General features: G+C 69.5%; 25 protein-coding genes and 1 pseudogene. 23 read left to right on the top strand and 3 right to left on the bottom strand.

Translation table 11 applies throughout. The features are described from left to right. The first annotated feature begins 167 nt into the window (after positions 1–167). A complete protein-coding gene (locus EDC82_RS09380; RefSeq protein WP_131941274.1) occupies positions 168–1,382 on the top strand; it encodes an IS110 family transposase in 1,215 nt (404 codons plus the stop codon). A 139-nt stretch (positions 1,383–1,521) separates the two neighbouring features. Here the strand turns inward: EDC82_RS09380 and EDC82_RS14545 are convergent, their stop codons facing one another. After that, positions 1,522–1,695 carry a hypothetical protein gene (locus tag EDC82_RS14545; protein ID WP_160126215.1) on the bottom strand — a complete coding sequence of 58 codons (174 nt, stop codon included), beginning with the start codon at positions 1,693–1,695 and terminating at the stop codon, positions 1,522–1,524. Between the two features lie 389 nt (positions 1,696–2,084). On the opposite strand from EDC82_RS14545, the gene map reads away from it, so the two are divergent. From map to EDC82_RS09280, 21 genes are all read left to right on the top strand, one after another. Next, complete coding sequence (map, locus tag EDC82_RS09375; RefSeq protein ID WP_131941272.1) at positions 2,085–2,885, top strand: type I methionyl aminopeptidase; 801 nt, start codon at positions 2,085–2,087, stop codon at positions 2,883–2,885. A 10-nt stretch (positions 2,886–2,895) separates the two neighbouring features. Further along, entirely contained in the window at positions 2,896–6,567 is a 3,672-nt protein-coding gene (gene smc / locus EDC82_RS09370) for a chromosome segregation protein SMC (protein ID WP_131941270.1), read from the top strand. Between the two features lie 156 nt (positions 6,568–6,723). Continuing rightward, positions 6,724–6,930 (top strand): hypothetical protein, encoded by a 207-nt coding sequence (locus tag EDC82_RS09365; protein ID WP_074045556.1) that lies wholly within the window; start codon positions 6,724–6,726, stop codon positions 6,928–6,930. A 68-nt stretch (positions 6,931–6,998) separates the two neighbouring features. After that, on the top strand, positions 6,999–8,267 hold the full coding sequence (ftsY, locus tag EDC82_RS09360; protein ID WP_131941268.1) for a signal recognition particle-docking protein FtsY: 1,269 nt from the start codon (positions 6,999–7,001) through the stop codon (positions 8,265–8,267). A gap of 203 nt (positions 8,268–8,470) precedes the next feature. Next, a complete protein-coding gene (locus EDC82_RS09355) occupies positions 8,471–9,892 on the top strand; it encodes an ammonium transporter (protein WP_074041203.1) in 1,422 nt (473 codons plus the stop codon). Then, positions 9,889–10,227 (top strand): P-II family nitrogen regulator, encoded by a 339-nt coding sequence (locus EDC82_RS09350; protein ID WP_006943278.1) that lies wholly within the window; start codon positions 9,889–9,891, stop codon positions 10,225–10,227. The genes EDC82_RS09355 and EDC82_RS09350 overlap by 4 nt, the downstream gene beginning before the upstream one ends. Positions 10,228–10,514: 287 nt before the next feature. Further along, positions 10,515–13,118: an ACT domain-containing protein gene (locus tag EDC82_RS09345; RefSeq protein WP_131941266.1), complete on the top strand. Its 2,604-nt coding sequence runs from the start codon at positions 10,515–10,517 to the stop codon at positions 13,116–13,118. 295 nt (positions 13,119–13,413) lie between these two features. Continuing rightward, complete coding sequence (gene ffh / locus EDC82_RS09340) at positions 13,414–15,030, top strand: signal recognition particle protein (RefSeq protein ID WP_006944856.1); 1,617 nt, start codon at positions 13,414–13,416, stop codon at positions 15,028–15,030. A 95-nt stretch (positions 15,031–15,125) separates the two neighbouring features. Beyond that, positions 15,126–16,076, top strand: coding sequence for a tyrosine-type recombinase/integrase (locus EDC82_RS09335; protein WP_131941264.1), 951 nt, complete (start codon positions 15,126–15,128; stop codon positions 16,074–16,076). 537 nt (positions 16,077–16,613) lie between these two features. Then, positions 16,614–16,904 (top strand): hypothetical protein, encoded by a 291-nt coding sequence (locus EDC82_RS09330; RefSeq protein ID WP_131941262.1) that lies wholly within the window; start codon positions 16,614–16,616, stop codon positions 16,902–16,904. Next, the gene (locus EDC82_RS09325) at positions 16,901–17,230 is read left to right on the top strand and encodes a hypothetical protein (RefSeq protein WP_131941260.1); all 330 of its coding nucleotides are present in this window, start codon (positions 16,901–16,903) and stop codon (positions 17,228–17,230) included. The genes EDC82_RS09330 and EDC82_RS09325 overlap by 4 nt, the downstream gene beginning before the upstream one ends. Further along, entirely contained in the window at positions 17,227–17,541 is a 315-nt protein-coding gene (locus tag EDC82_RS09320; RefSeq protein WP_131941258.1) for a hypothetical protein, read from the top strand. Before EDC82_RS09325 ends, EDC82_RS09320 begins: the two co-directional genes overlap by 4 nt. Beyond that, on the top strand, positions 17,538–17,702 hold the full coding sequence (locus EDC82_RS14540; RefSeq protein WP_160126214.1) for a hypothetical protein: 165 nt from the start codon (positions 17,538–17,540) through the stop codon (positions 17,700–17,702). Before EDC82_RS09320 ends, EDC82_RS14540 begins: the two co-directional genes overlap by 4 nt. Then, positions 17,699–17,914 carry a hypothetical protein gene (locus EDC82_RS09315; protein WP_131941256.1) on the top strand — a complete coding sequence of 72 codons (216 nt, stop codon included), beginning with the start codon at positions 17,699–17,701 and terminating at the stop codon, positions 17,912–17,914. Before EDC82_RS14540 ends, EDC82_RS09315 begins: the two co-directional genes overlap by 4 nt. Beyond that, positions 17,911–19,296 carry a phage/plasmid primase, P4 family gene (locus EDC82_RS09310; protein ID WP_131941254.1) on the top strand — a complete coding sequence of 462 codons (1,386 nt, stop codon included), beginning with the start codon at positions 17,911–17,913 and terminating at the stop codon, positions 19,294–19,296. The genes EDC82_RS09315 and EDC82_RS09310 overlap by 4 nt, the downstream gene beginning before the upstream one ends. A gap of 168 nt (positions 19,297–19,464) precedes the next feature. After that, positions 19,465–19,746, top strand: coding sequence for a WhiB family transcriptional regulator (locus EDC82_RS09305; RefSeq protein WP_131941252.1), 282 nt, complete (start codon positions 19,465–19,467; stop codon positions 19,744–19,746). Further along, on the top strand, positions 19,743–20,621 hold the full coding sequence (locus tag EDC82_RS14730) for a hypothetical protein (protein ID WP_200829294.1): 879 nt from the start codon (positions 19,743–19,745) through the stop codon (positions 20,619–20,621). The genes EDC82_RS09305 and EDC82_RS14730 overlap by 4 nt, the downstream gene beginning before the upstream one ends. Before the next feature lie 174 nt (positions 20,622–20,795). Further along, entirely contained in the window at positions 20,796–21,071 is a 276-nt protein-coding gene (locus tag EDC82_RS09295) for an HNH endonuclease (RefSeq protein ID WP_131941250.1), read from the top strand. A gap of 83 nt (positions 21,072–21,154) precedes the next feature. Continuing rightward, entirely contained in the window at positions 21,155–21,373 is a 219-nt protein-coding gene (locus tag EDC82_RS09290) for a hypothetical protein (protein ID WP_131941248.1), read from the top strand. Next, positions 21,370–22,785 carry a hypothetical protein gene (locus tag EDC82_RS09285; protein WP_200829293.1) on the top strand — a complete coding sequence of 472 codons (1,416 nt, stop codon included), beginning with the start codon at positions 21,370–21,372 and terminating at the stop codon, positions 22,783–22,785. The genes EDC82_RS09290 and EDC82_RS09285 overlap by 4 nt, the downstream gene beginning before the upstream one ends. A 51-nt stretch (positions 22,786–22,836) precedes the next feature. Beyond that, a complete protein-coding gene (locus EDC82_RS09280) occupies positions 22,837–23,352 on the top strand; it encodes a hypothetical protein (protein ID WP_131941246.1) in 516 nt (171 codons plus the stop codon). Positions 23,353–23,760: 408 nt separating this feature from the next. Here the strand turns inward: EDC82_RS09280 and EDC82_RS09275 are convergent, their stop codons facing one another. Both EDC82_RS09275 and EDC82_RS09270 read right to left on the bottom strand, forming a co-directional pair. After that, positions 23,761–24,396, bottom strand: coding sequence for a hypothetical protein (locus EDC82_RS09275; RefSeq protein WP_131941244.1), 636 nt, complete (start codon positions 24,394–24,396; stop codon positions 23,761–23,763). Further along, the gene (locus EDC82_RS09270) at positions 24,393–24,602 is read right to left on the bottom strand and encodes a hypothetical protein (RefSeq protein WP_131941242.1); all 210 of its coding nucleotides are present in this window, start codon (positions 24,600–24,602) and stop codon (positions 24,393–24,395) included. The genes EDC82_RS09275 and EDC82_RS09270 overlap by 4 nt, the downstream gene beginning before the upstream one ends. 305 nt (positions 24,603–24,907) lie before the next feature. On the opposite strand from EDC82_RS09270, the pseudogene EDC82_RS09265 reads away from it, so the two are divergent. Further along, positions 24,908–25,866: pseudogene (locus EDC82_RS09265) on the top strand (amidohydrolase family protein). The last annotated feature ends 6 nt before the right edge of the window (positions 25,867–25,872 follow it).

The following is a 25,872-nucleotide window of genomic DNA, read 5'->3' as shown; positions in this document are numbered from 1 at the left end:
ATGATCCGGGGGGTGTTGTCGCCGGGCGCTAGTGGCGTCGGATGACCGCTCATAGGGACACGGCCTCAAGCATGAAGGTCTCTTCGTAACGTGGCTGCCGGCACCCCTCGCCCGCCACGCGGCCAGCACGGGTTGAACACCGTGCACCGCCTCGAAGGAGGGCCCTGATGAACGGACTACCCGAGCGCACCTACGCGGTCTACCTCGGCCTCGACGTCGGCAAAGAACACCACCACGCCTGCGCCCTCGATCCAGCAGGAAAACGACTGCACGACAAGACGCTGCCGCAAGACGAGCAACGCATCCGTGACCTACTCACTGACCTCAGTGTGCACGGTGACGTCCTCGTCGTCGTCGACCAGCCCGCCTCGATCGGTGCGCTCCCCGTGGCCGTCGCCCGTTCGATGAATATTCAGGTCGCCTACCTGCCCGGCCTTGCGATGCGCCGAATCGCCGACCTACACCCCGGCAACGCGAAAACTGACGCCCGCGACGCGTACGTCATCGCTGATGCCGCACGCACCCTGCCCCACGCGCTACGCCGTGTCGACGTCGGTGACGACGCGCTGGCCGACCTCGAAGTGATCGTCGGGTTCGACGACGACCTCGCTGCCGAAACCACTCGCGTCACCAACCGCGTCCACGGCCTGCTGACCCAGATCCACCCCGCCCTGGAACGCGCGATCGGCGGGAGCCTGCACCACCCGGCGGTCCTTGAGTTGCTGTCCCGCTTCGGTGGGCCCAGTGGCTTGCGCACCGCCGGACGCCGACGCCTGCTCGCGGTCGCGAAGCCCCGCGCGCCCCGCAAGTACCAAGCGTTCGTCGACGCGATCATGACTGCCTTGGACGAGCAAACAGTCACGGTGCCGGGCACGCGGGCTGCTGACCTCGTCCTACCGAAACTCGCCGATCAACTCGCCGGCCTGCTCGCGCAGCGCGCGGAGGCAGCGACGCAGGTGGAGGAAATGCTCGATGCGCACCCTCTTGCCCAGGTCCTGACGTCCATGCCCGGCGTGGGTGTCAGGACCGGTGCGCGCATCCTGCTCGAAGTCGGCGACGCCTCCTCTTTCGCCACACCAGGGCACTTGGCGGCCTACGCCGGGCTTGCGCCCGTCACGCGCCGCTCGGGCACCTCGATCCGCGGTGAGCATCCCAGTAGGTCGGGCAACAAGAACCTCAAACGAGCGTTCTTCCTCGCCGCGTTCGCAGCGCTCAAAGACCCCGCCTCACGCGCGTACTACGACCGCAAACGAGCTGAAGGTAAACGCCACAACGCCGCCCTGATCTGCCTCGCGCGCCGCCGCTGCGACGTCTTGTACGCCATGCTGCGCGACGGCACGACCTACCAACCAGGCCGCCCCGTCACACCGATCGCCGCTTGACGAAGACCATAGGGACACCCCCCTGGACATCGACCCGATCGGCCCGAGTCGTGCTGACCTGCATCAGTTCGGTGTCGTCGGAAAGCGGAGCTGGCTGCGCTTCGGTCGCGTCGTCGATCTCGATGAATTCGAGTACGCCTCAGATGTGCGCGTAGACGTGAACGAGAAAGTCGGGGTGGTCGAACGACCCGTGCGCGATGATCGCATCGCGCGCACACTCATCGACACGTATCTGCTCGGGGACGCTCGCGTGAGCGCCGCCGCCGGCCGCGCGATCGAGGAGCGTGCTCGTGCTCTGCGACCCCTTCGACACGCTCGAAGCCGTGGCTGGTGGTGGAGATCAGGGTTTCTTCGTGCGGCGAAGCCGCGCGAGCCGTTCAGAGCATCGGCTTCGATCTCCAGGAGCCCCTCGACGTTCGCGCACCTGTCCATCGGTTCGTTCGTGCTGACGGTGCGGTGATCGACCTCATGGTTGCCGACCGTGAGAGTCGCCCACCGGTCCACCGGGGGAGGCGAGTGGTGGACGTTCCGGTTTCAGCTCCGGCCATGAAACGAACCACTGATCACACCCTCCCCACCGGCACGCGGGTTCGTCTGCAGTCGTCATCCTGGTCGTCGCGACAGGCCGTCGCGACACGATCTACCGCTGACGCTTCGCGAGGCTCGACGGTGTCCGGGCGCGGGCTGCACTACCGTAGTCGGGTGATCGAACTGCGTACGCCCCGAGAGATCGACGAGATGAAGCCCGCCGGGGCGTTCGTCGCATCCGTCCTGACCGCCCTGCGCGAGGCCGCCGACGTCGGCGTCAACCTGCTCGAACTCGACGCTCTGGCGCACCGCATGATCACCGACGCCGGTGCGGAGTCGTGCTACATCGACTACCACCCGAGCTTCGGCGCGAGCGCGTTCGGCAAGGTGCTGTGCACGAGCGTCAACGACGCCGTCCTGCACGGCCTGCCGCACGACTACGCCCTCAAGGACGGCGACCTGCTCAGCGTCGACTTCGCCGCATCACTCGACCGCTGGGTGAGCGATTCGGCGATCTCCTTCGTCGTCGGCACGCCGCGCGAGGCCGACCTGCGCCTCATCGACACGACCGAGCGAGCCCTCGCCGCAGGGATTGCGGCCGCGCAGCCCGGCAACAAGCTCGGCGACATCTCGGCCGCCATCGCCGACGTCTGCGCAGGCGCCGGATACCGCGTCAACACGCAGTTCGGCGGCCACGGCGTCGGCCGCACGATGCACGGCGAACCGCACGTGCCCAACGACGGTCGTGCAGGCCGCGGCCTCAAGCTCAAGCCTGGCCTCGTCATCGCGATCGAGCCCTGGATCATGGCGGGCACCGACCAGATCATCCAGGACCGGGACGGGTGGACGCTGCGCAGCGTCGACGGTTCCCGTGGCGCGCACTCCGAGCACACCGTCGCGATCACCGCCGAGGGCCCGCTCGTCCTCACGGCGCGCGACACGGCCGCCGCCGGCGCGCCGCAGCGGACGGCCTGAACCGCGCGCCGTGTACGTCAAGTCGCTGACCCTCAAGGGGTTCAAGTCGTTCGCGTCGGCGACGAACCTCGTCCTCGAACCGGGCATCACCTGCATCGTCGGTCCGAACGGTTCCGGCAAGAGCAACGTCGTCGACGCGCTCGCCTGGGTCATGGGCGAGGGCAGTGCCCGCAGCCTGCGCGGCGGCAAGATGGACGACGTCATCTTCGCCGGCACCTCCGGGCGCCAGCCGCTCGGGCGCGCCGAAGTGACGATGACGATCGACAACTCCGACGGCGCACTGCCGATCGACTACACCGAGGTGACGATCAGCCGCACCATGTTCCGCGGCGGCGGCTCCGAATACGCGATCAACCGCACGCCGTGCCGACTGCTCGACATCCAGGAGCTGCTGAGCGACTCCGGCATCGGCAAGGAGATGCACGTCATCGTCGGCCAGGGCCAGCTCGACGCGGTGCTGCGCGCGACGCCCGAGGAACGTCGCGGGTTCATCGAAGAAGCGGCCGGCGTGCTCAAGCACCGCCGTCGCAAGGAGAAGGCGCTGCGCAAGCTCGACGGCATGGAGGCCAACCTCACGCGCGTCGCCGACCTGACGGCCGAGGTTCGCCGCCAACTCGGGCCGCTGGGGCGCCAGGCCGAGACGGCGCGTCGGGCGCAAGCCATCCAGATGACGGTGCGTGACGCACGGCTGCGGCTGCTCGCCGACGACCTCGTCCAGCAGCGCGCGCGGCTCGAGGCCGACGTCGCGGACGAACAGGCGATGGTGCGGCGTCGCGCCGAACTCGACGACGCGGTGCGCGCCGCGAAGGCCGGCGTCGAGGAGATCGAGGCCGAGATGGCAGCCCGCGCTCCGGTGCTCGAACGGCTGCAGTCGCAGTGGTACGCGCTGTCGTCACTGGAGGAGAAACTCGATTCGACGCGCCGGCTCGCCGCGGAACGAGCCACCTCGCTGACGGCGGCGCAGGACGAGACGCCCGGTTCGGGCCGGGATCCCGAGCAGCTGCGGCGTCAGGCCGAGCGGGTCCGGGGGGAAGAGCTGGAGCTGCAGGCCAAGGTCGAGCGAGCCCAGGAGGCGCTCGACGCCGCCGTCGAGGTGCGCGAGAAGACTGAACGTGAACATCAGGTCGAGCAGCAGCGACTCGTGCGGATCGCGCGGGCAGCCGCAGATCGACGCGAGGGTCTGGCCAAGCTTCACGGTCAGGTCGAGGTTCGGCGTTCACGCGTGGAAGCAGGCGAGGCCGAACTCGCGCGGTTGCGCGCCAGCATCGGGGAGTCCGCGACGCGAGTGGCCGAGGCCCAGGAGGAGCTGGCGCCTCTCGAGGAGGCGCTGCGCGACGCGGAAGCCGCCGAAGCGGCGCTCAATGATGCTGCGGAGAAGCTGAGGGCTGATTACGCTGCCCTGCTCGAACGTCGTCGCGTGCTGCGCGACGAACGCAATACTTCAGCCCAACGCCGCAGCGCCTCAGCCGCACGCGCGCAGGCGCTCGATGAGACGCTCGGTTCCGACACGGCGGGGCTCGAGAACCTCCCCGCCGAAGCGTCGGGCGTGCTCGGCGACGTCGTCAGCTGCCTCGAGGTGGAGCCAGGTCACGAAGCCGGCGTCTCGCTCGCTCTGGGGTGGGCTGCCGAGGCCCTGCTCGTCGACTCCCACACCGACGCCGCAGCTCTGTTGGCCGCCCTGCGAGCGCAGGACGGCGGCCGCGTCGCTCTCCTCGTCGCCGGAGACGCGCCGCACGACGTCACGACCCACGACTGGCCGACCCTTCCCGAGGGTGGCGTCTGGGTGCGCGACGTCGCGAGCGTACCGGCGACGATGCAGAGCGCGTTCGACGTCCTCGTCGACCGACTCGCGATCGTTCCCGACGCCGACGGCGCGCTCGCGCTCGTCCACGCCGGTGCGCGGGCCGTCACCCTCGACGGGGACGTCTACGAACCCACCGCGGTGCGTGGTGGGGGCCGCCCTGGGCGCTCCCGCCTCGAGGTGCGCGCGGCGCATGAGCAGGCCGTCCGGGACGCGGAGATCGCAGCCGACGCCGAGCAGAACGCGGAAAACGCCCTGGAAGCCCTGACGCAGCCACTCGCGGCCGCGCAGGACGCGGCGGACGATGCTGCGGCGGCGCTCGCCGAGAACGACGCGCGCATCGAGGAACTCATGGCGGCGCTCGCGCGTCACCATCAGGCGATCGCCGCGGCCTCCCGCGAGCGTGACCGCATCAACGACTCGATCGAGCAGGCGAGCGTCGCGCTCGATGCGAACCGTGAAGAGCTCATGGAACTCGAGATGCGTCTCGACGAGGCGCAGGCCGAACCGGGTGAGAGCGAACCGTCCGTCGCCGAACGAGACCGTCTGGCGACGCTCGCCGCGACGGCGCGCGAGCAGGAGACCGAGCAACGTCTGACGCTTCGCACGCTTCAGGAAAGAGTCCGCGCGATCGCTGGGCGCGCTGAATCCCTCGAGGCCGCCGCACGCTCGGAGGTCGCCGCGCGCGAACGGGCGCAGGCGCGCCGCGTCCGACGTCGGGAGGCCACAGCCCTGGCGCAGGCCGTCGAACGGACCGCCGAACTGGCACGCGAGCAGGTGCGTCGCGCGCGCGATGAGGTGACCCGGGCGCGTGACGCCGAGCAGGCAAGCAAGGCGACTCGGGACGAGGCGTTGCGCACCGCCCGCGTCCGCCTGCAGGAATGCAGCGACCAACTGCGCGAGGTCACCGACTCCGTCCACCGCGACGAGATGGCGCGCGCTCAGCAGCGGCTGCGCATCGAGGCGCTGGAGACGAGGGCGGTCGAGGAACTCGGCATCGACCCTGACGTCCTCGTCGAAGAATTCGGGCCGCATCTGCCGGTGCCGCTGTTCGAGGCCGGCGCCGGTATGACGGCCGGCGAGAAAGCCGACACCCAGGCATCGTCGGGACGCGCTCCGTCAGGGCAGGGGAGCGAGGGCGACGACGCAGACGGCGGCCCCCCGAGCGGTACTGAGCCCGTCGCGAGCCGCCCGTTCGAGCGGGCCCTGGAGGAGAAGCGGCTACGCACGGCCGAACGCGACCTCAAGCAGCTCGGCAAGATCAATCCGCTGGCCCTCGAGGAGTACGCGGCCCTGGAGGAACGGCACACGTTCCTCAGCGAGCAGCTCGCCGACCTGCGCGGCTCGAAGAAGGACCTGCTGTCCATCGTCAGCGAGGTCGACGCGCGCGTCGAGCAGGTCTTCACCGAGGCGTTCCACGACGTGGCGCGCGAGTTCGAAGGTGTCTTCTCCCGCCTGTTCCCCGGCGGTGAAGGGCGGCTCGTTCTGACCGACCCCGAGAACATGCTGACGACGGGCCTCGATGTCGAAGCGCGCCCGCCGGGCAAACGCATCAAGCGGTTGTCGCTGCTGTCCGGCGGCGAGCGTTCCCTTGTCGCCGTTGCGCTGCTCGTGTCGATCTTCAAGGCGCGCCCGAGCCCGTTCTACATCATGGACGAGGTCGAGGCGGCCCTCGACGACGCGAACCTCGGTCGCCTCATCACGCTGTTCGAGGAGCTTCGTGACTCGAGCCAGCTCATCGTCATCACGCACCAGAAGCGGACGATGGAGGTCGCCGACGCCCTCTACGGCGTGACGATGCGCGGTGACGGCGTGACGACGGTGGTCTCACAGCGTCTCGCCGACGTGCGGGTCGCACCCGAGCCGGCCGAGGCGTCCTGACGGCGCCGCTGGCCGTTGTGCGACACGAGGGCCGCCTGAGGCGCGTCGACTGGCGCCGTCAGGACGGTTCGGCGACAATCGTGGCGGAGCAGGCCTCATGCGCTCGCTCCCACCCGACGTGCCATCCGCGCGTCACACCCACCCCTCGGAGGATTCGTGTTCTGGATCGTGCTCGGTATGACGCTGACCGTCGTTCTGGCGGCGTTCGTCGTCGGCATCGTCGCGCTGCCGGCGCGACGGGCGGGCCGTCCGGTGCTCACCACGCGTGGCGAGAAGCTCTTTCGTGTCGGGCACGCGCCAGCCGCCCCGCGCGCCGCGACGGCCAAGGACGGCGAGCGCGGCGGTCGGATCCGCCGCTCCTGATCCCCAGCTGACGCGTGCCGTCGCCGCCTCGTTGGGCGGTTGTCGGTGCCGTTTGCAATGATGGCGGCGTGGATCAGCTCTGGGAAATTCTTGGTGTCGTCGCCGTAGCGCTCGTCGCCGCTGTCATGGGCCTCGTGGCCTTCGTCCGCAGCCGTTCGCGCAAGGCTCCGAAGGTTCCGGCGCGCGAGGAATCCGTCGAGATTCCACGCACGCCACCGAAGAAGACGCAGTACACGCCGAGTTCGGGTGTGCGCATCGACACGTCGAAGTCGGCGGCGCCCGCCCCGGCGAAGCCCGCGCAGACCGACGTCGTCGACGCACCGCGCGATGAAGCGCCCGCCCCCGAGGTCGTCGAGCCCGCTGACGTCGTCGACGAGACGCCCACGCCCGAACCGGCTGCGCTCGAGCGCCCCGAGTCGGCCCGTGGGCGCATGGTTCGCCTGCGTGAGCGACTGTCGCGCTCGAACACTGCGCTCGGCAAGGGCCTGCTCGCCATGCTGTCCGGCGGCAGCCTCGACGACGAGGCGTGGGAGGACGTCGAGGACACGTTGCTGCAGGCCGACCTGGGTGTCGAGGCGACGACGCAGATCGTCGACAACCTCAAACGCCGCATCGCCGTGCACGGTGCCACGGACGAGGAAACCGTCTCCGGCTGGTTGCACGAGGAGCTGCTCGCGCAGGTCGGCCCCGACATGGATCGCCGCATCGCGGCGAGCCGTGTGGGCGATCGACCCGCTGTCGTCCTCGTCGTCGGCGTCAACGGCACGGGCAAGACGACGACCGTCGGCAAGCTCGCGCGCGTTCTCGTCGCCGAGGACAAGGACGTCATCCTCGGCGCAGCCGACACGTTCCGTGCCGCCGCAGCCGACCAGCTCGAGACGTGGGGCGCCCGCGTCGGCGTGCCCACCGTTCGCTCCGAGAAGGAGGGCGCCGACCCGGCCGCCGTCGCGTTCGACGCTGTCAAGGCCGGTCAGGAGAACGAGTGCGACGTCGTGCTGCTCGACACCGCGGGGCGCCTGCACAACAAGGTCGGTCTCATGGACGAGCTCGCCAAGATGAAGCGCGTCATCGAGAAGCGCAGCCCCATCGACGAGGTGCTGCTCGTCCTCGACGCGACGACCGGCCAGAACGGCATGCGTCAGGCCAAGGTGTTCGGCCAGGCGGTCGACGTCACGGGTGTCGTACTGACGAAGCTCGACGGCACCGCCAAGGGCGGCATCGTCGTCAACGTCCAGCGTGAGCTCGGCGTGCCCGTCAAGCTCGTCGGGCTCGGCGAGGGCCCCGACGACCTCGCGCCGTTCGACCCGGAGGCCTACGTCAACGCCGTGCTCGACTGAGCAGGCCGGGCTCGAGCCCCGCAGCGCCCACCCGCCGTCACGGCCGGTGGGCGCTCGTGCGTCCACGCTTCGACACGAAACGTCTCACATGGCGTGCATACCCTCAGGATGTGACCGCGATTTCACGTCAGCGCCGCATCCGAAACATAGGCGAAACATCGCGAGCCGCATGCTGAAACGTGGCGAGGGCAGGATCACTGAGCATGAACGCACACCTTCTGGCGGCAGAGGCCGCCCCGAAACTCGACTATGCGGCCACCGCATTCGTCCTCGTGTGCGCATCGCTCGTGCTCATGATGACGCCCGCGCTGGCGTTGTTCTACGGCGGGATGACGCGCTCCAAGTCGGTGCTCAACATGATGATGATGTCGTTCGGCGCCCTCGGCGTCGTCGGCATCATCTATGTGCTCTACGGCTACTCGATGTCGTTCGGCACCCACGACATCGCCGGGCTGATCGCGAACCCGGGTGACAAGTTCGGTCTGCACAACGTCGCCGACGTGTTCAACTCGTTCGGGTACGAGGGCTACGGAAACATCCCCGAGCTCGCGTTCGTGGGCTTCCAGCTCACCTTCGCGGGCCTGACGGTCGCGCTCATCTCCGGCGCCATCGCCGACCGTGTGAAGTTCTCGACGTGGCTCGTCTTCTCCGCGATCTGGGCGACGATCGTGTACTTCCCGATCGCGCACATGGTGTGGGGCGGCGGGTTCCTCGGCGGCACCGACCAGGGCGTCGCCGCGACGATGTTCGGTTCGACCGACGGCAAGGCCACGTTCGCACCGATCGACTTCGCGGGCGGCACCGTCGTGCACATCAACGCGGGCATGGCGGGCCTCGTCCTCGCTCTCATCGTCGGGCGCCGCGCCGGTTTCGGCCGCGTGCCCATGCGCCCCCACAACGTGCCGCTGACCATGCTCGGCGCCGGTCTGCTCTGGTTCGGCTGGTTCGGGTTCAACGCGGGTTCCGAGCTCGCCGCAGACGGTTCGGCGGCCCTCGTGTGGGTCAACACGGCCGCCGCGACGTGTGCGGCGATGATCGGTTGGCTCGCGGTCGAGAAGATCAAGGACGGTGAGGCGACGTCGATCGGTGCCGCCTCCGGCGTCGTAGCCGGTCTCGTCGCGATCACCCCCGCCTGTGGTGCGCTCAGCCCCGTCGGCTCGCTCATTCTCGGCGCGGTCGCCGGCATCCTCAGCGCCCTGGCCGTCAGCCTGAAGTTCAAGTTCAACCTGGACGACTCGCTCGACGTCGTCGGCGTCCACCTCGTCTCCGGCCTGTGGGGCACGATCGGCGCCGGCCTGCTGTCGACGACGAACGGCCTGCTTTACGGCAAGGGCTACGAGCAGACGGTCGTGCAGATCGTCATCGCGCTCGGTTGCGTCGCGTTCACGGGCGTGCTCACCGCCGTCATCGGTCTCGCCCTCAAGGCGACGATGGGCTGGCGCATCGACCACGACGACGAGCTCGCGGGCATCGACTCCGCCGAGCACGCCGAATCCGCCTACGATTTCGGTGGGTTCGCCTCCGGTACCCGCGTCGGCCACGGCCTACTGCCGTCCGGCCACGGCCCCCTCGGTGGCAGCACCACCGGCGCAGAACACAACGACCCGCGAGGAGTGCAGGCATGAAACTCGTCACCGCCATCATCAAGCCGTTCAAGCTCGACGACGTCAAGGAAGCCCTCGAGGCCTTTGGCATCGCCGGGATGACGGTGAGCGAGGTCAGCGGCTACGGCCGCCAGCGCGGCCACAGCGAGGTTTACCGCGGCGCCGAGTACAGCGTCGACTTCGTGCCGAAGCTGCGCATCGAGGTCGTCATCGACGACGCCGACGCGCCCGCCGTCGTCGACGCCGTCGTGCGTGCCGCTCAGACGGGACGCATCGGTGACGGCAAGGTGTGGACCGTTCCCGTCGACGACATCGTGCGCGTGCGCACCGGCGAGACCGGCGCTGCCGCGGTCTGAGCGCCCCTGGGACGTGAGCCTCGACGACGTGAGCCTCGCCGACGTGGCGTACGAGTCCTCGTGGCCCGAGTGCCGACGGTGACGGTCGGCCGCCCCGGTTCGGTCGAGACCCTGACGAACGCCGTCGCTACGCGAGGATCGCCGGCCCGGCGTTCGTCGGCGTCCGTCCCGCTTCGTGAGGCGCACCGCGCCGCGCGCCACGCCGTCGTAGTCGCCGTAGACGCACAACCCCAGCCATCGACGGCGCAGAACCCCCGCCCAGCCCTCCCAGAGAGGACGATGCAGCCATGAGCGCCGTCTCCGCCCACTACGCCGCACGTCTCGACCTCGCGCGCACGCGCGAGTTCGAGCAACCCGGCGCGGGCCCCGCACGTCGGGAGCGGCTCGCGGCGTCGGCCCATGCCTTCATGGCGCAGGCCTGGCGCGATGCGTGTGCGGCGACGGGGCTGCCCGAGCGTCAGAGCGGTGTGGCGCTCGCCGTCGTCGGCTCGCAGGCCCGGGGCGATGCGGGGCCGTTGAGCGATTACGATCTCGTCCTCCTGCACGACGGGCGCAGCGTCGGCTCGAAACGCATCACCGAGCTCGCGGGCGCCCTGTGGTACCCGTTGTGGGATGCAGGGGTGCGCTTCGATCACTCCGTGCGCACGCTGGCGCAGTGCCGCCAGGCCGCGTCGTCAGACCTCGCCGCTGCGGTCGGCATGCTCGACATCGCGTCCGTGGCCGGTGACGACGTCCTCGTCGCCGGGGTACGCCAGGCGATCGCCGCCGACTGGCGCGGTGCCGCGCGCAAGCGGCTGCCGGAGGTCGTCGAGTCGTTGCGGGCGCGGCACGCGCGTTTCGGTGACATCGCGACGACGCTCGATCCGGACCTCAAGGAATCCGGGGGAGGCCTGCGCGACCTCAGCCTCGTCGGCGCGCTGACGACGGCGTGGCTCGCCGACCCTCACCGCGCCAGCGCAGAACGCGCCCGAGCGCAATTGCTCGACGTGCGCGACGCGTTGCACGTCGTCACCGGGCGGGGTCGGGAGCGGCTCACCCTGCAGGATCAGGACGCCGTCGCGGCGCTGCTCGGGTGCTCCGACAGCGACGAGTTGCTGACGCGCGTCGTCGACGCGGCGCGCACGATCACGTACGTGACGGACGCGGCCGTGCGCGCGGCCGGCCAGTCGCAGCGAGCCCGGGCGTTGCGCGTCGGGCCGCGCCGACCGTCGCTGACGTCGCTCGGGCACGGGTTGCACCTGCACGACGGCGAGGTCGTCCTCGGCGCGGGGCGCCGCGACGGCGGGCACCTGACGTTGCTGCGCGCCGCCGCTGCGGCGGCCTCGCGGGGTGCGCTCATCGGGCCGACGACCCTCGCGAACCTCGTCGCGAGCTGCGGGCCGCTGCCCGCCCCGTGGCCGCGAGAGATCCGGGAGGGTTTCGTGGGGTTCCTCGCGAGCGGGCCCGGCATCGTCGACGTGTGGGAGGGCCTCGATCTGAGCGGCATCGTCGACGTCTGGCTGCCCGAGTGGTCGACGGTGCGTTCGCGCCCGCAACGAAACGCGATCCACCAGTTCACCGTCGACCGACACAGCATCGAGGCCGTCGTCATCGCGGCGGGCCTGCGCGAGCACGTGGCACGGCCCGACCTGCTCCTCGTCGCCGCGCTGCTGCACGACATCGGCAAGGTCGCAGGCGCGCGTGACCACAGCGCGGAGGGCGCACCCGTCACGCGCGCGATCTGCCAGCGCATGGGCTTCGATCGCGCCGACTGCGACCTCGTCGAACGTCTCGTGCGCGAACACCTCACGCTCGTCGATCTGGCGACGAAACGCGACCCCGACGACCCTGCGACCGTCAGGATGCTCTGCGAGGCGGCCGGCAGCGCCGAAGGCCTCGACCTGCTCGACGCGCTGACGGAGGCCGACGCGCGAGCAGCGGGACCACAGGCATGGACGACGTGGCGCGCCGGCCTCGTGCGCGACCTCGCCGCGCGAGCACGCAGGCGTTTCGCGTCGGGGGAGACGGTCGCAGGCGTGCCCGCACCTGCCGCGACCTTCGAGGGTGCCTCGTCCCCCGACAGGTCATCGCCCGGGGCGACGGCCGAGCAGCGGCCGTCCGAGGACGTGGCGACCGGACGCGCCGTTTCTCTTCCTGCGGTCTCTCGACCCTCAAGTCGCGCCCCCGCGGCGTCAGCCCAGGCCCTGGGCGAGACCGATTCGGTCGCGGAAGGCGACGGGGTGCAGGCGCAGGTCGACGCTGGCAGCCCGTCGGGCATCGTGAGCGCGGACGAGCGGGGACGCGTCGCGGCGGGGGAGGTGGTCGTCGAGATCGAGCCGCTGGAGGGCGTGAGCGGCGTTGTGACCGTCCGCATCGTCGACGTCGACCGGCTCGGCCTCTTCGCCGACATGGCGGGCGTGCTCGGGCTGCGACGCACGTCCGTGCGGTCGGCGAACCTGCGGACGATCGACGGCCTCGCCGTCGACACGTGGGTCGTCGAGGTGCCGCACGGCGACGTGCCGCGCACGAGCGACCTGGCGCGGTCGCTGCGAACGTTGCGCGAGGGCGAGCGCCTGCCGCTGCGTGCCCTCGAGGCGGACGCGCGCCGTCGCGCCGCCGCGGGGCCGTCACGCGCGACGATGCCGCGGGCGTCCGCGTTCGTCGTCCCGGGTGCATCGCAGCACGCGACCGTCATCGAGGTGCGCGCCGCCGACCGTCTCGGATTGTTGTTCGACGTGGGGTCGGCATTCGCCGCCGAGCGGGTCTCCGTGCGCTCCGCGCACATCGCGACATATGCGGGACGCAGCGCCGACACCTTCTACGTCACGGACGAGCAGGGCTCGCCGCTGGCGCCACCGCACGCGGCGCGCGTCATCGGCGCCGTGCTCGACGCCGTCGGCACCGCCGGCTGACGCATCTCTTCGCTCGAACCGCTACCTCGAGGAACTCCGGCACCCGTCCCCATCGACGATCTGCATCCCCATCCGCGAATCCCGTCCCCCTCTGCGATTTTCGTCTACATCTGCATCTACGCCCATGTGGACGAGCATCGCAGATGGGGACAGTCGCCACGATGCGTCGTTCCTCGAGGGCATTCCCGCCGAGACCGAGCGTCGACATCGACGAACGCCGACGCGACGGGCTCGGCATCGGCGCCACTGCACGGTCGATCTGACGGGGCCGCATGGGAGCGGGTAATCTGGGCCGGTGTTCAATAGCCTCTCAGACCGCCTGACAGCGACCTTCGCCAACCTCAAGGGCAAGGGGCGTCTCACCGAGTCAGACATCAACGCGACCATCCGTGACATCCGGATGGCGTTGCTCGATGCCGACGTCGCGCTGCCCGTCGTCAAGCAGTTCACGCGGGGGGTGCGTGAGCGTGCGCTCGGTGCGGAGGTCAGCCAGGCGCTGAACCCCGGCCAGCAGGTCGTCAAGATCGTCAACGAGGAGCTCGTCGCGATCCTCGGCGGCCAGACGCGGTCGATCCAGTACGCGAAGACGGGCCCGACCGTCATCATGCTCGCCGGTCTGCAGGGTTCCGGTAAGACGACGTTCGCGGGCAAGCTCGCGCGTCGGCTGCGCGACGAGGGTCACTTCCCGGTGCTCGTCGCCGCCGACCTGCAGCGTCCGAACGCCGTGCGTCAGCTCGAGGTCGTCGGTGAGCGTGCGGGCGTGCCGGTGTTTGCGCCCGAGCGTGGCAACGAGGGTGGCCACGACGCGGTCTCGGAGACGGGCGAGGGCACACGCAGCCACGGCGACCCCGTCTGGGTTGCCCAGGCCGGTGTCGCACAGGCGAAGGTACGCCAGTACGACGTCGTCATCGTCGACACCGCGGGTCGTCTCGCTGTCGACGAGAACCTCATGCAGCAGGCCGCCGACATCCGTGAGGCGATCCAGCCGAACGAGGTGCTGTTCGTCATCGACGCGATGATCGGTCAGGCCGCCATCGAGACGGCGATCGCGTTCCAGGACGGCGTCGACTTCACGGGTGTCGTCCTGTCGAAGCTCGACGGTGACGCCCGCGGTGGTGCCGCCCTCTCGGTGGCCTCGGTGACGGGTCGCCCGATCATGTTCGCCTCGACGGGCGAGGGCGTGAAGGACATCGAGGTCTTCCACCCCGATCGCATGGCGAGCCGCATCCTCGACATGGGTGACGTGCTGACGCTCATCGAGCAGGCGGAGCGCGCGTTCGACAAGCGCCAGGCCGCCGAGATGGCGCGCAAGTTCATGGACGAGGAGGATTTCACGTTCGACGACTTCCTCCAGCAGATGTCGGCCATCAAGAAGATGGGCAACATCAAGGGCCTGCTCGGCATGATGCCGGGCATGGGCCAGATGCGTGACCAGCTCAACTCGCTCGACGAGCGCGAGTTCGACCGTGTCGAGGCCATCGTCCGCTCGATGACGCCGTTCGAACGCACGCACCCCAAGCAGATCAACGGTTCGCGACGCGCGCGCATCGCGCGAGGTTCGGGCGTCTCGGTCTCCGAGGTCAACCAGTTGCTGCAGCGTTTCGGCGAGGCGCAGAAGATGATGCGTCAGCTGAAGCGTGGCGGCGGCATGCCGGGCATGCCGGGCATGGGTGCGATGCCTGGTGGCGGCGGTGGCAAGAAGGCGAAGAGCCAGCCGAAGAAGAAGGGCAAGAGCGGCAACCCCGCCAAGCGTGCGCAGGAAGAGGCGGCCGCAGCGGCCAAGGCCGAAGCGGCGCGTGCGGCCGCGATGGAGAACGCCTTCGGCCAGATGAACGACGAGCCCGACTACTCGAACATGAAGCTGCCGAAGGGCTTCGAGAAGTTCCTCGGCCCGGGGGCGGACAAGGACTAGTCGAAAAACCGCGTCATTCCGGGCTTTGTGAAGCCCTGACCTGAGAACCGTAGCACGCACAGCGCTTGTAGTGAAGAAATTGATATGATGAGTGTGTGCAGCGGCAGGCAAGTGAACCCGGATTGCGTCTCGACGAGGCGCGCGAACTCGTGGACGACTGGCTCGTGCACCTTCGCGGGATGGGCAAGTCTGACGGCACGCTCGTGACCTACCGCCGAGGCGCGACGCAGTACCTCACCTTCTGCGCCGAGCGAGGCCACGACGAGCCCATCCGTCGCCGGGCGCTGTCCGCGTGGCTGGCGTACCTGCGCGACGAGAAGCAGATGCAGGGCTACACCGCCCGATCTCGCCTGACCGCAGTGCGCCAGTTCGCGAAGTGGCTGCTCGACGAGGGCGAGATCGAGTTCAACCCCTTCACGGACATGAGCCAACCGGCCGTCGACGAGAAACTCGTCGAGCCGCTCACCCCCGAGCAGATCAAGGCGATGCTCAAGGCCTGCGAGACGCCCAAGGGCGCTACGCCCGAACGCGTGTACGTCGACACGCGCGACATGGCCCTCGTGCACGTGCTCGCTGAGACCGGCATGCGAGCAGGGGAGGTGCTGGCCCTCGAAGTCGACGACGTGCACAGCCGCGAGGTGTCGCCGTTCCTCATCGTCCAGCGCTCGAAGAACCGTCGCGGACGAACGGTGCCAATCTCTGCGCAGTGTGCCGAGAGACTCAACCGTTACGCGCGCGCCCGCCGTCGCCGGGGCCACGCCGACTCGCGAGAGTTCTGGCTCGCCGCGCGCGGTGGCCCGCTGCAGTACGCGGGACTGTACGACGCGCTGACTAAGCGCGCCGACGCCGCTGGCATCGCAGGCTGGCACCCGCACCGGATGCGGCACACTGCTGCGCACCGATGGCTCGCCGCCGGTGGGAGCGAGGGCGGACTCATGTCCGTCGCGGGCTGGCAGTCGCCGCAGATGCTCATGCGCTACACGCGGGCCCAAGCCGCGGCCCGCGCCGCCGAGGAAGCCAAGCGATTGAACCTGGGGGAGCTGTGAGTCGACCTGTGGAGCGCCGCTACGGAAACGGAATAAGTGACCTTCCAGAGGACGACAAGAGTCTGTACACAGGGATCGTGGTCAATGGCCGGTGGCCCCGTGTGCGAGAAACCGACCGGTGGCAGCCCGTGGCGCGTGTGCGTTGCGCTGGCTGCGCCATCGTTGCTGTGATCGCAGCTGTGATGCGTAACGGGCGTCCTGAACTGCTCGCCGTGAACGCTCAGGTCGTCACCGATGCGGAAGCGCGCCCCGTGAGGACGCAGACCGTGCGTTACGAGGTCGGGATGAATCAGGATCTCGTAGCGGCATGCCCGGCGCATGGAGTAGTGCGCGTCAGAGGTGAGGAGTGCGTCGCCGCGGCGCAGCGTGGCCTCGTCGAGGTGGCCCAAGGAGCCACGGTGACCCATGTCATCCACGCGCACCCGGAAAGCGCTGTGCAAACCGAGAACGCATAGTGTACTCTTCGATCATCAGCGCCTCTGTCTTGGACGAGAGCTAGCGGGGTAGGCACCTGCTCGAGCCGAAAGGTTTGAGCCAATGGGTGCTACCCAAGCAGAGAAGCGACTTGCAGCTTCCATCGCCGCTCACGAATCGTGGGCATCCACCGAAGATCGCGCATCACGTACCGCCCCTGCGCGCCGCGCCCTCGAGGACAAGTTCCTTGAGCAAGCTGGCGGCGATCCGCAGCGGGCGGAGCATCTGAAGAAGGCCCACTTCCAGCGCCTCGCGCTGAAGTCTGCGCAGGCCCGTCGACATGCCAAAGCGGCTGTCGACGCCGCCGCGGCTGCGGACGAAGAACTCGCCGCGCTGCGAGGCGGTGCCGCATGAGCCTCGCAACCGCACCCCAGCCCCACGGCGCGCACCACGAAGCGCCGAACGTCGAGACGCTGATCCGTCACGCGCATGACGCTCTCGCTGCTGCTCACGTCCCGGTGAGCCCCGCGAAGGTCTCGCGCCTGTGCCGCCAGTACGTGCGCACCGTGGCGCCGCATGGTGTCGCGTTCACGTCATGGTTCGTCTCTCAGGTCGCCGCGCACGGCCCCGCGCGCGAGACGCTGACCGCCGACCTCTACAAGCGCATTTCGTACCGCGACAAGACGGGCGAGACGGCCGCGAGCAACGTCGACAAGGCGCGTCAGGCGGTGAACGCATGACGACCTCGCAGACACACGAAAAACGCCGCCCCGCTGTGAACGAGACGGCGATCCCGACACCCGCCAAGGTGAATGAGTACGACGCCAGTCTACCTGCTCCCAGCGGCACGCTGCTGGCCGTCGTCGTGCGTCGGCAACTCGCATCCGGTGGCACCCGGACGACGATCTATCGCACGCTGGCACCCGCCGAGCGCGCGCTCGACCGTGCAGCGAAGGCCGGCCTTTCCGCCGTCGTCGAGTTCGTCAAGCTCGTGCCCATCGACGCGCCTACGCCCGCCGACCTCGCCGAGCTCGAGGGGGGTGCAGAGTGAGCAGCCCCCTGCAGCGCAAGCGACGACTGGCGCGAGCGTTCGAGCGCGAGCTCGGGCACGACGTCTACACCCGCCCCCACGACTCGGCACAGCCGCACGTCATCGCATGGTCACTGACCGCGACGCCGGCCACGGTCGAGGCGACGGAGGTGGCCGAATGAGACACGCCTACGTCTACGACCTCGCATCGTCCACCCGGTACGTCCTCGTGCGCGGCCGCGTCGGTGACACGCTGCGCGCGGCAGGGATCCCCGCTCAGTGGGCACCCCTGCGTCGCGGGTGGCAGGTGCGCAAGGAACGCGCCGCCGACGTGAGCGCGATCCTCGAGGCCGCTGGGATGCTCGTCCATCACGTCGGTGGTGATCCCCGATGACCGCCGAGAGCATGCCCGCCGACGCCTACGACGAGCACGGCAACCTCGTCTCGTGCGACGGCGAGCAGCACAGCGGCCAGGTGCGCATGGCGTACCGCCTCGCTCGCGCGGCGCGCGGCCGGCTCATGCACGTGCACGGCATCGGGTGGATGCACTACGACGGTGCCCGGTGGTGTGAGGACGTGCGCGGCATCGCCCGGCGCGAGGTGCTCGAGGTGCTGCGCGACGCGCTGGCCGAATCTCTCGGCGGTGATGCTGCGCTGCGTCGTGACGTCGCCAAGTGTGAGAGCGCGGCCGGGATCGACGGCGTGTTGTCCATCGCCGCGTCGCTCGTCGAGTTCGCGGCGACCGTCGACGACCTCGACGCCGACCCGTACCTCGTCAATACGCCTGCCGGCACGCTCGACCTGCAGACGGGCACGGTGCGCGCGCACGACGCCGGCGACCGCCTGACGAAGATCACGCGCGGTAACTACGTTCCCGGCCATGAGCCGGGCGCGTGGGCGACGTTCCTCGAGCAGGTGCTCCCCGATGCGGACGAGCGCGCGTATCTGGCACGCCTCGTCGGACAAGCTCTCTATGGGCGCGTCACCGAGAACGTGTTCCCGGTGCTGACCGGGACGGGTGCCAACGGCAAGTCGACCGCGACGACCGCGCTGGCGTTCGCGCTCGGCGACTACGTGACGGCCATCGACCCGGCGTTGCTCATGGTGCAAGATCGCGCCCGCAGTAGCTCGACCGAGCTCATGCAGTTGCTCGGCACGCGCCTCGTCATCGGGCAAGAGACCGACGAGGGTCGCAAGCTCGACGAGGCGACGATGAAGCGTCTGACGGGCGGCGACGTGTTGACCGCGCGCCGGCTGTACCGCGATCCCGTCTCGTGGGTTCCGACGCACACGCTCGTGTACGTCTCGAATCATCTTCCAGCGGTCAAGGGCAATGATCCGGCGACGTGGCGGCGTATGCGCGTCGTGCCGTTCAACATCGTGGTGCCGCCCGACAAGCGCGACGGCAGGCTCGGTGAACGCCTCGAGTTGGCTGCCGACGAGGTGGTCTCGTGGGCCGTCGAGGGATACCGCGACTACCTCGAAGGTGGGATGCGCGAGCCGGCGTCGGTGCTTCGTGCAACGGACGCGTACAAGGCGGAATCGGATCACGTGCGCCAGTTCATCGACGACGCGTGCGAGACCGGCCCGAACGCCACCGCGACCTCCCGGCAGCTTTACGGCGCGTGGCAGGCGTGGGCGATGCGCAACGGCGCCGAGGCAAAGACCGAGAAGGCGTTCGGCGCCGAGCTCGACCGGCTTGGCTACCCGGCCAGGCGCACGAAGAACGGCGCGCTTCGCGACGGGCTGGCACCGCTCGATCTGGCCGGTTTCTGACCATCGGGTGACGGGTTGTGACGGGTTCCCCACACTTTTCCCACGCGTATAGGGATAGCAAAAGTTCGGGAAGTGCGTCACCACCCGTCACCCTCACCCAACATTCCCCGTCATTCCGGGGTTTTTCGCAGATCGCAGACAAGCCCCGCAGACCTCACAGAAGGCAACATGACCGCACAGAATCAAACACTCGAGGCGCTCACCCTCGAGCTCACCCACCGCGCCGAGCGTGGCGAGTCCGAACCACCCTGCAGCGGCGATGACCGCTTCACGAGCGAGTCGGCGGACGAGCGGCGCGAGGTCGTCGAACTGTGCTCGCCCTGCCCCATCCGCACCCCGTGTGCGGCCGCGTCCCGGCGCATGACTCACGGCATCTGGGCGGGCGTCGACAAGAGCACCCCATCCGTCACCAAGACCAGCACCACCCGACGAAAGGACACCGCAGCATGAGCACCACCAAGACGACCACGACCACCGACACGAAGGGCACCACCACCATGAGCACGAACACCACGACCACGACCACGACGACGTTCACCCTCGAGCAGGCCAGCGCCGGCGTGAGCAGCCTGTCCGGCGAGATCACCGCCCGCATGGCCGGCGCGCACGGCGCGATCGTCGCCGCCGAGGCGATGGGCTACCCGCGATCCAAGCCCATCACCGACGCGCTCGAGGCGTTCTCGACGGCGTACGCACGCCTCGAGTCCCTGCCCGAGCCGCGCCCGTTCACCGGCGATGACCTCATGGCCGACGACTGGCAGGAGCGCCTGACCGCCCGCACCATCGAGCGCGAGACCCTCGAGGCGCGCCGCGCGATGTCCGTCCACGGGCTGCGCGAGGTGCAGCGCAACGTGTTCCGCGCGTGCGTCGACGAGCTCGACACGCTCGGCGACTGGCTCGAGGCGTGGCTCATCGAGCACGCCGAGGACTTCGCAGCGGCCGAGGGGCGCCCCGATTCGTCAGAGTCCGTGGCCCGCATCGAGGCACGCGAGGACAGCCTCGCGCAGTTCGACCGGGCGGTGCGCAGCCTGCGCCGCGCCAACTCCCGCAGCGCGGAAAGCGTGACCGACTACCGCGCTCGGTGGTGGATGCTGCACGCCTTCACCCCGGCGCAGTGGCAGGAGCTCGAGGACAACACCGGCCCGCAGCTGTCCCACCCTCGCCCGTTCACCCTGGCCCAGCAAATCGGTGCGACGCTGCGCCTGGCTCGCACGTACGAGCAGCCGTGGCAGGACTTCGTCGCGATGCAGCAGCCCGTCGAGGACGAGCGCATCGAGCGCATGTTCGCCGAGCATCGCGTCACCATCATCGGCGCCCGCGTCTGAGCAGCGCCACCAAGCCTGGCGGCCAGGCCGGGGCGGGTCACCTTTCCCCGCCCCGGCTCGCGCGGACTAGGAACCCGTAGGCCGCCACCCTCGCGCCCCGCTGCTCGTGACCGCGAGCAGCGGGGCGCACCCCCGACACATAGGGCCAGCACCCGAGCAAGAGGAGCACCCGCGATGCCATTCGCGAACAAGGCAGTACGAGAACGCGCACGGCGTCGCATCGCCCAGCAGGTCAAGGCCGGCGAGCCGTGCCACCTGTGCGGGCGCCCCATCGACCTGACGGTGCGCTACCCCGACCCCGAGGCGTTCACCGTCGATCACGTCGTGCCGACCAGTCTCGGCGGCAGCGACGCACTCGAGACGCTGCGCCCGGCACACAACCGCTGCAACCGCCAACGCTCGAACCTGCCGATTGGAACCGTCGGACGTAACTCCGGCGTGCTCGGCTGACTCGCCGCCACCCCCACGGGGGCATTCCCCTTCCCACCTTCCTCCCGACTGCTCAAGGCATAGGGAACTATCTGGAGCCCCGAATGACCCACACGACTGAACCGACCACGACCGCCCGCCTGGAGGCGCTGAGAGACCGTCTCGAGGCCGTTCTGCGCGATCCTGAGACGAGCCCGCGCGACCTGGCGACCGTCTCTCGTGAGTACCGCCTGACCCTGGAAAAGCTCGAGGCGAGTGCGCCGGCGGCGGCCTCGTCACCGTTGGACGAGATCGCCAAGCGTCGCGCGAAGCGGGGTGCGTGATGGTAGCCGTCGAGACGCGTCCGACGTTCTCGTGCGTGCCTGAGGGCGATGAGTCGACCGGGCAGGAGGCCGTCGAGTTGGCCCTCGCCTACGGCGTCGGCCTCGATGCGTGGCAGTGCGACATCGTGCGCGGCGTGCTGCGCGAGTCTGGCGGCGGGTGGGCCGCCTCGCAGGCCGGCCTCGTCGTCGGCCGCCAGAACGGCAAGGGCCAGATCATCCTCGCCCTGGAGCTCGCCGGCCTGTTGCTGTTCGACGAGCAGATCCTGCACACGGCGCACGCGGTGAAGACCTCGAGCGATGCGTTCCGTCGCCTGTGGCGCATCATCGAGGCGCACGATGACCTCGCCCGGCGCGTGCGGCGCCATTCGCAGCAGGTCGGCCTCGAGTACGTCGAGTTCGATACCGGCGCGCGGGTGGCGTTCACGACGCGGAGCGCGTCGGCGGGGCGTGGGTTGTCGATCGACCGTCTCGTGATCGACGAGGCCGAGGACTTGCCGGCCGCCGAGGTCGGTGCGCTGGCGCCGACGGTGTTCTCGCGCCCGCGCGCTCAGTCGTTGTACTTCGGCACCGCGCCCGGCCCGTCGCACGATTCGGAGGCGTTCGCGACGATGCGCCGCGCCGCGCACGACGGGCTCAATCCGCGCCTGGCGTGGTGGGAGTGGTGCGCCGAGTACGGCGACGACGTCGACGATCGCGCGCTGTGGGCTCGCGTGAATCCTGCCGTCGCATCCGGGCGCGTTCCGGTGCAGGCGATCATCGACGACCGCGCCGTGCTGCCTGTTGACCAGTTCCGCGCCGAGCGGCTGAGCATGTGGCTCCCGACCGGGGGCGCGGGCGCGTTCGACGCGCAAGAGTGGGATGCGCTGTGCGACCCCGCCTCGTCGGCGGTCAAGGCGCTGAGCATCGGGGTGGACGCGCCGCCGTCACGTGAGTCCGCGACGGTGTGCGTGGCTGGGCTGCGCGCCGATGGGGCGCTGCACGTGGAGTGGTACGAGACGCAAGAGGGCGTGACGTGGCTGCCGGCGTGGCTCGCGCCGCGTCTGGGGCCGAAGGTGCGCGCCGTCGTCGTCGACGCGCGTAACCCGCTGGCCGAGCTCGAGTGGCGCGCGGCCGGCATCCGCCCGACGCTGACCGGGGCGCGTGACGTCGCCGCGGCTGCGGGTGGGTTGTTCGACGCCGTGGCCGATGGGCGGGTGCGTCATCGTGGCCAGGTGGAGCTCACGCGCGGCGCGCTGGGGGCGAAGGTGCGCCCGATGGTCGGCGGGCAGGGGTTCGGCTGGGATCGCAAGGCACCCGGCTCGTCCGCGCTGATCGCGGCATCACTGGCGCTGTGGGGTGTTGAGGCGCCCAAGCCGCTGCGCCCTCGTGTCTCGCGGCCGGGGGAGGGGCGCGGCGCCATCACCGTGCTGTGAGTCGGGACAAGAATGGCTGCGCAGCGCGCCGAGCTCGGATACCGTTCAGGCATGCCATTCACCTTGACTTATCCCGGGCAACTCAAACCCCGACAGCGAGTGTCGAACGTCGCAAACCGGGGCGAGTTGCGGGGGTGTTTTTCCTCGCAGCTGGCCGAGCGATTCGGCTGGGTCATGGACGATACCGACCTCCCCGTAGTGGAGGTGCAAGGGCGTCAGTACATGCCTGTGATTCGCAGGAATCTTGGAATCGCCGTAGCGCTCGACATGATCCTCCTAGCGCCCAAGCAACTCCTAAGGGTCGGGGACACGGACAACCGCGCGAAGGCCGTGATCGACGCGCTCACACTCCCCGGGCCACAGCAGGGCCACCCCGGCGATTCGACGGACACCTCTCAGCCGACGTTCTGCCTATTGGAAGACGACTCGCTCGTATCGGAACTGTCGGTGTCGGCCCGCCCTTGGTATGGCCGGCCACCGGGCGCGCATGACGGGTTGGCCTTGGTGACAGTGACCGTCGTGACAGATGGACGGATCACGATTACTGGAATCGGCTTCCTGGGGTAGTGCTCAGCTGAGGCTATGGCGCGGAGCGCTGCGGGCAGGGGTGCTGGCTTGTTCGAGACCCTCCCAAGGCCTCGCCCTCCCAATCGACCGTTCACGCGTCTCGCCCACGCCGACGAGGCCCGCCTCGAATCGAGACGCGCCTACACCGCGAACCCCTGAGAGCGCGTGCACTCGTCCTCTGAGGCCACCACAGCCGGTTCTGTGATGTCGGAACTATCACCGGGGGCGTTCGTGTTGGTGGTGCGGCTGATGCCCTGTCAGCGCCGCGTGTTGGTCAGGTGTTCCGGTTGAAACACCTGCGGGGGGTGGGCGTGTGGTGCCTACCCTCACCGCGCCGCACGTCCTCGCATGGGGGAGCGTGCGGCCCGGTGAAGGCCCGTCGACGTGCCGACGTCGACGGGTGCGGGGTCATCGCCCGGCTGCGCCCTCCCAGACGACGCCTCGCCACGGTTCCCCTCGATGCGACGTCAGCCAGGTGGAGAACTCACCGGTATCGGCTGCGAAGTCGTCGAGGATGTCCTCAACGTGCTTGACCAGACGCAGCAGTTGGGGCGCCGGCATCGTGTCCTCGTACTCGAGGCGCGTTACGACGTCGGCGCCGTTGCGCCACTGCTTCAGGCGCGCCGCTACCTCGCCGCGCCGGATCGTGCCCGGATCGCGCGGCTCGATCTGCACCCCGGCGGCGCGTAGGCGTCCGAGTCGTGCCTCGAGGCGTCGCTCGTCCTCACGTCGGCGCCGTTCGTCGCGTTCGAGCAGGACGAGCTGACGGTCGAGGTCGCGCTGATCCCACGGGATTTCGCTTAAGGGCTGCGAGTCGGCGGGACGCTCGACGAGCACCAGTTGATCGGTACGACGGTGGACCCACGCTCGGGGCTTGCCGGATGCTGTCAGGGCGTCGACGGGGCGCAACGTCGCGCCCGTGTAGCTGCTCGTGCGTGCCACGCGCTCGACGACGTAGGTGAGCGCGCCATGCTCGAGGCGCACGACGTCGCCGGGGCGAATGTCGGGCATCGCCTCGTCGGGGACGAACCGCGTGTGCCTCATGCGGCCCACCCCTCAAGGGTGTCGGTAGTAGTGACACCCTTTTTCGTGGCGCCACGAAGGTCGATGACGTCACCCGCGGTTACGTCATCCGCTGGCGGCATCGTCTCGAAGTGATGCACCCACAGCAGCAGCGGCACCACGGCCATGACGGCGAAGGGTGCGAGGCGGTCGCACAAGGCGCACCACACGTCTAGAATCGTGTTCACGTCAGACTCCTCGTGTCTGTCGTCACGCCCCCGGAGGTTGCAGCCTCGCGGGGGTCTTCCTCTAACTGAGGAAATTGCGGCCCACAGCGCTCGGAATGACGTGGCTCAACTACTGACCTCGCGTGAAAACGCACAGCGCTAACCGTCCGGGCTTCGAGAAGTTCCTCGGCCCGGGGGCGGACAAGGACTAACCGCGTCGGTCGTCCTTCGGCCCGGAGGAGTTGTGCAGGTTCGTGCGACCGGTATCGCGAACATGCACGACCTCTCGGGCGATCAGCGCCGACGTCGCGCGATAGTGTCGGTTCATGAATGACGATGTGCTTCACCTCACCGGCTGCATCCTGGCCGGGCCTGACGATGAGGTGGGGGAGGCCTGGGTCGTCGACGGACGCATCACCTACGCGCGTCCCGAGACGAACCTCGACGACGCCGTCGAGCTCGACGGCTGGTTCCTGCCGGGGCTCGTCGACGCGCACTGCCACGTCGGGCTCGAGTCGCATGGGGGAGTGCCGCCCGAACGCGCCGAAGAGCATGCCCTCGCCGACCGCGCGGCCGGCGCGCTCCTGCTGCGCGACTGCGGCTCACCCGTCGACACGCACTGGATCGACGAACGTGACGACCTGCCCCGCATCGTCCGCGCCGGCCGCCACATCGCCCGCACCAAGCGCTACATCCGCAACTACGCCCACGAGATCGAGCCCGAAGATCTCGTCGCGTACGTGCGCCAGGAGGCGCGCCGCGGTGACGGCTGGGTCAAGCTCGTCGGCGACTGGATCGATCGCGACGCCGGCGACCTCACCCCGTGCTGGCCCGCAGAGGCACTGAAACCCGCCATCGACGCCGCCCACGCCGAGGGCGCGCGCGTCACCGCGCACTGCTCGACAACTTCCCGACGTTCGCCGCTGCCGGCGAGGCCAAGTTTCCCGCCTACGCTGCGCACATGCGCGACCTGCACGCCCGCCGGTACACCACGATCGGCGCGGCCCGCGACGCCGGCATCCGCATCTACGCCGGCACCGACGCGGGCGGTCAACTGCCGCACGGCCTCATCGCGAGCGAGGTCGCCGAGATGACGAACGCCGGGATGAGCAACAGCGAAGCACTCGCGACGGCGACGTGGGGCGCGCGCGAATGGCTCGGCCACGAACGCCTGACGGAGGGTGCGCCGGCCGACATCGTGATGCTCGACGCTGACCCGCGCGACGACGTGCGCGTCCTCGCCGCGCCGCGCCACGTCGTCCTGCGCGGACGCATCGTCGAGTGAGGCCAA

It is taken from the genome of Dermacoccus sp. SAI-028 (genome assembly GCF_004346775.1).
GTDB classification, from domain to species: domain Bacteria; phylum Actinomycetota; class Actinomycetes; order Actinomycetales; family Dermatophilaceae; genus Dermacoccus; species Dermacoccus nishinomiyaensis.
Note: the sequence above shows the minus strand (reverse complement) of the source record. Positions and strands in the feature narration are given on the sequence as shown.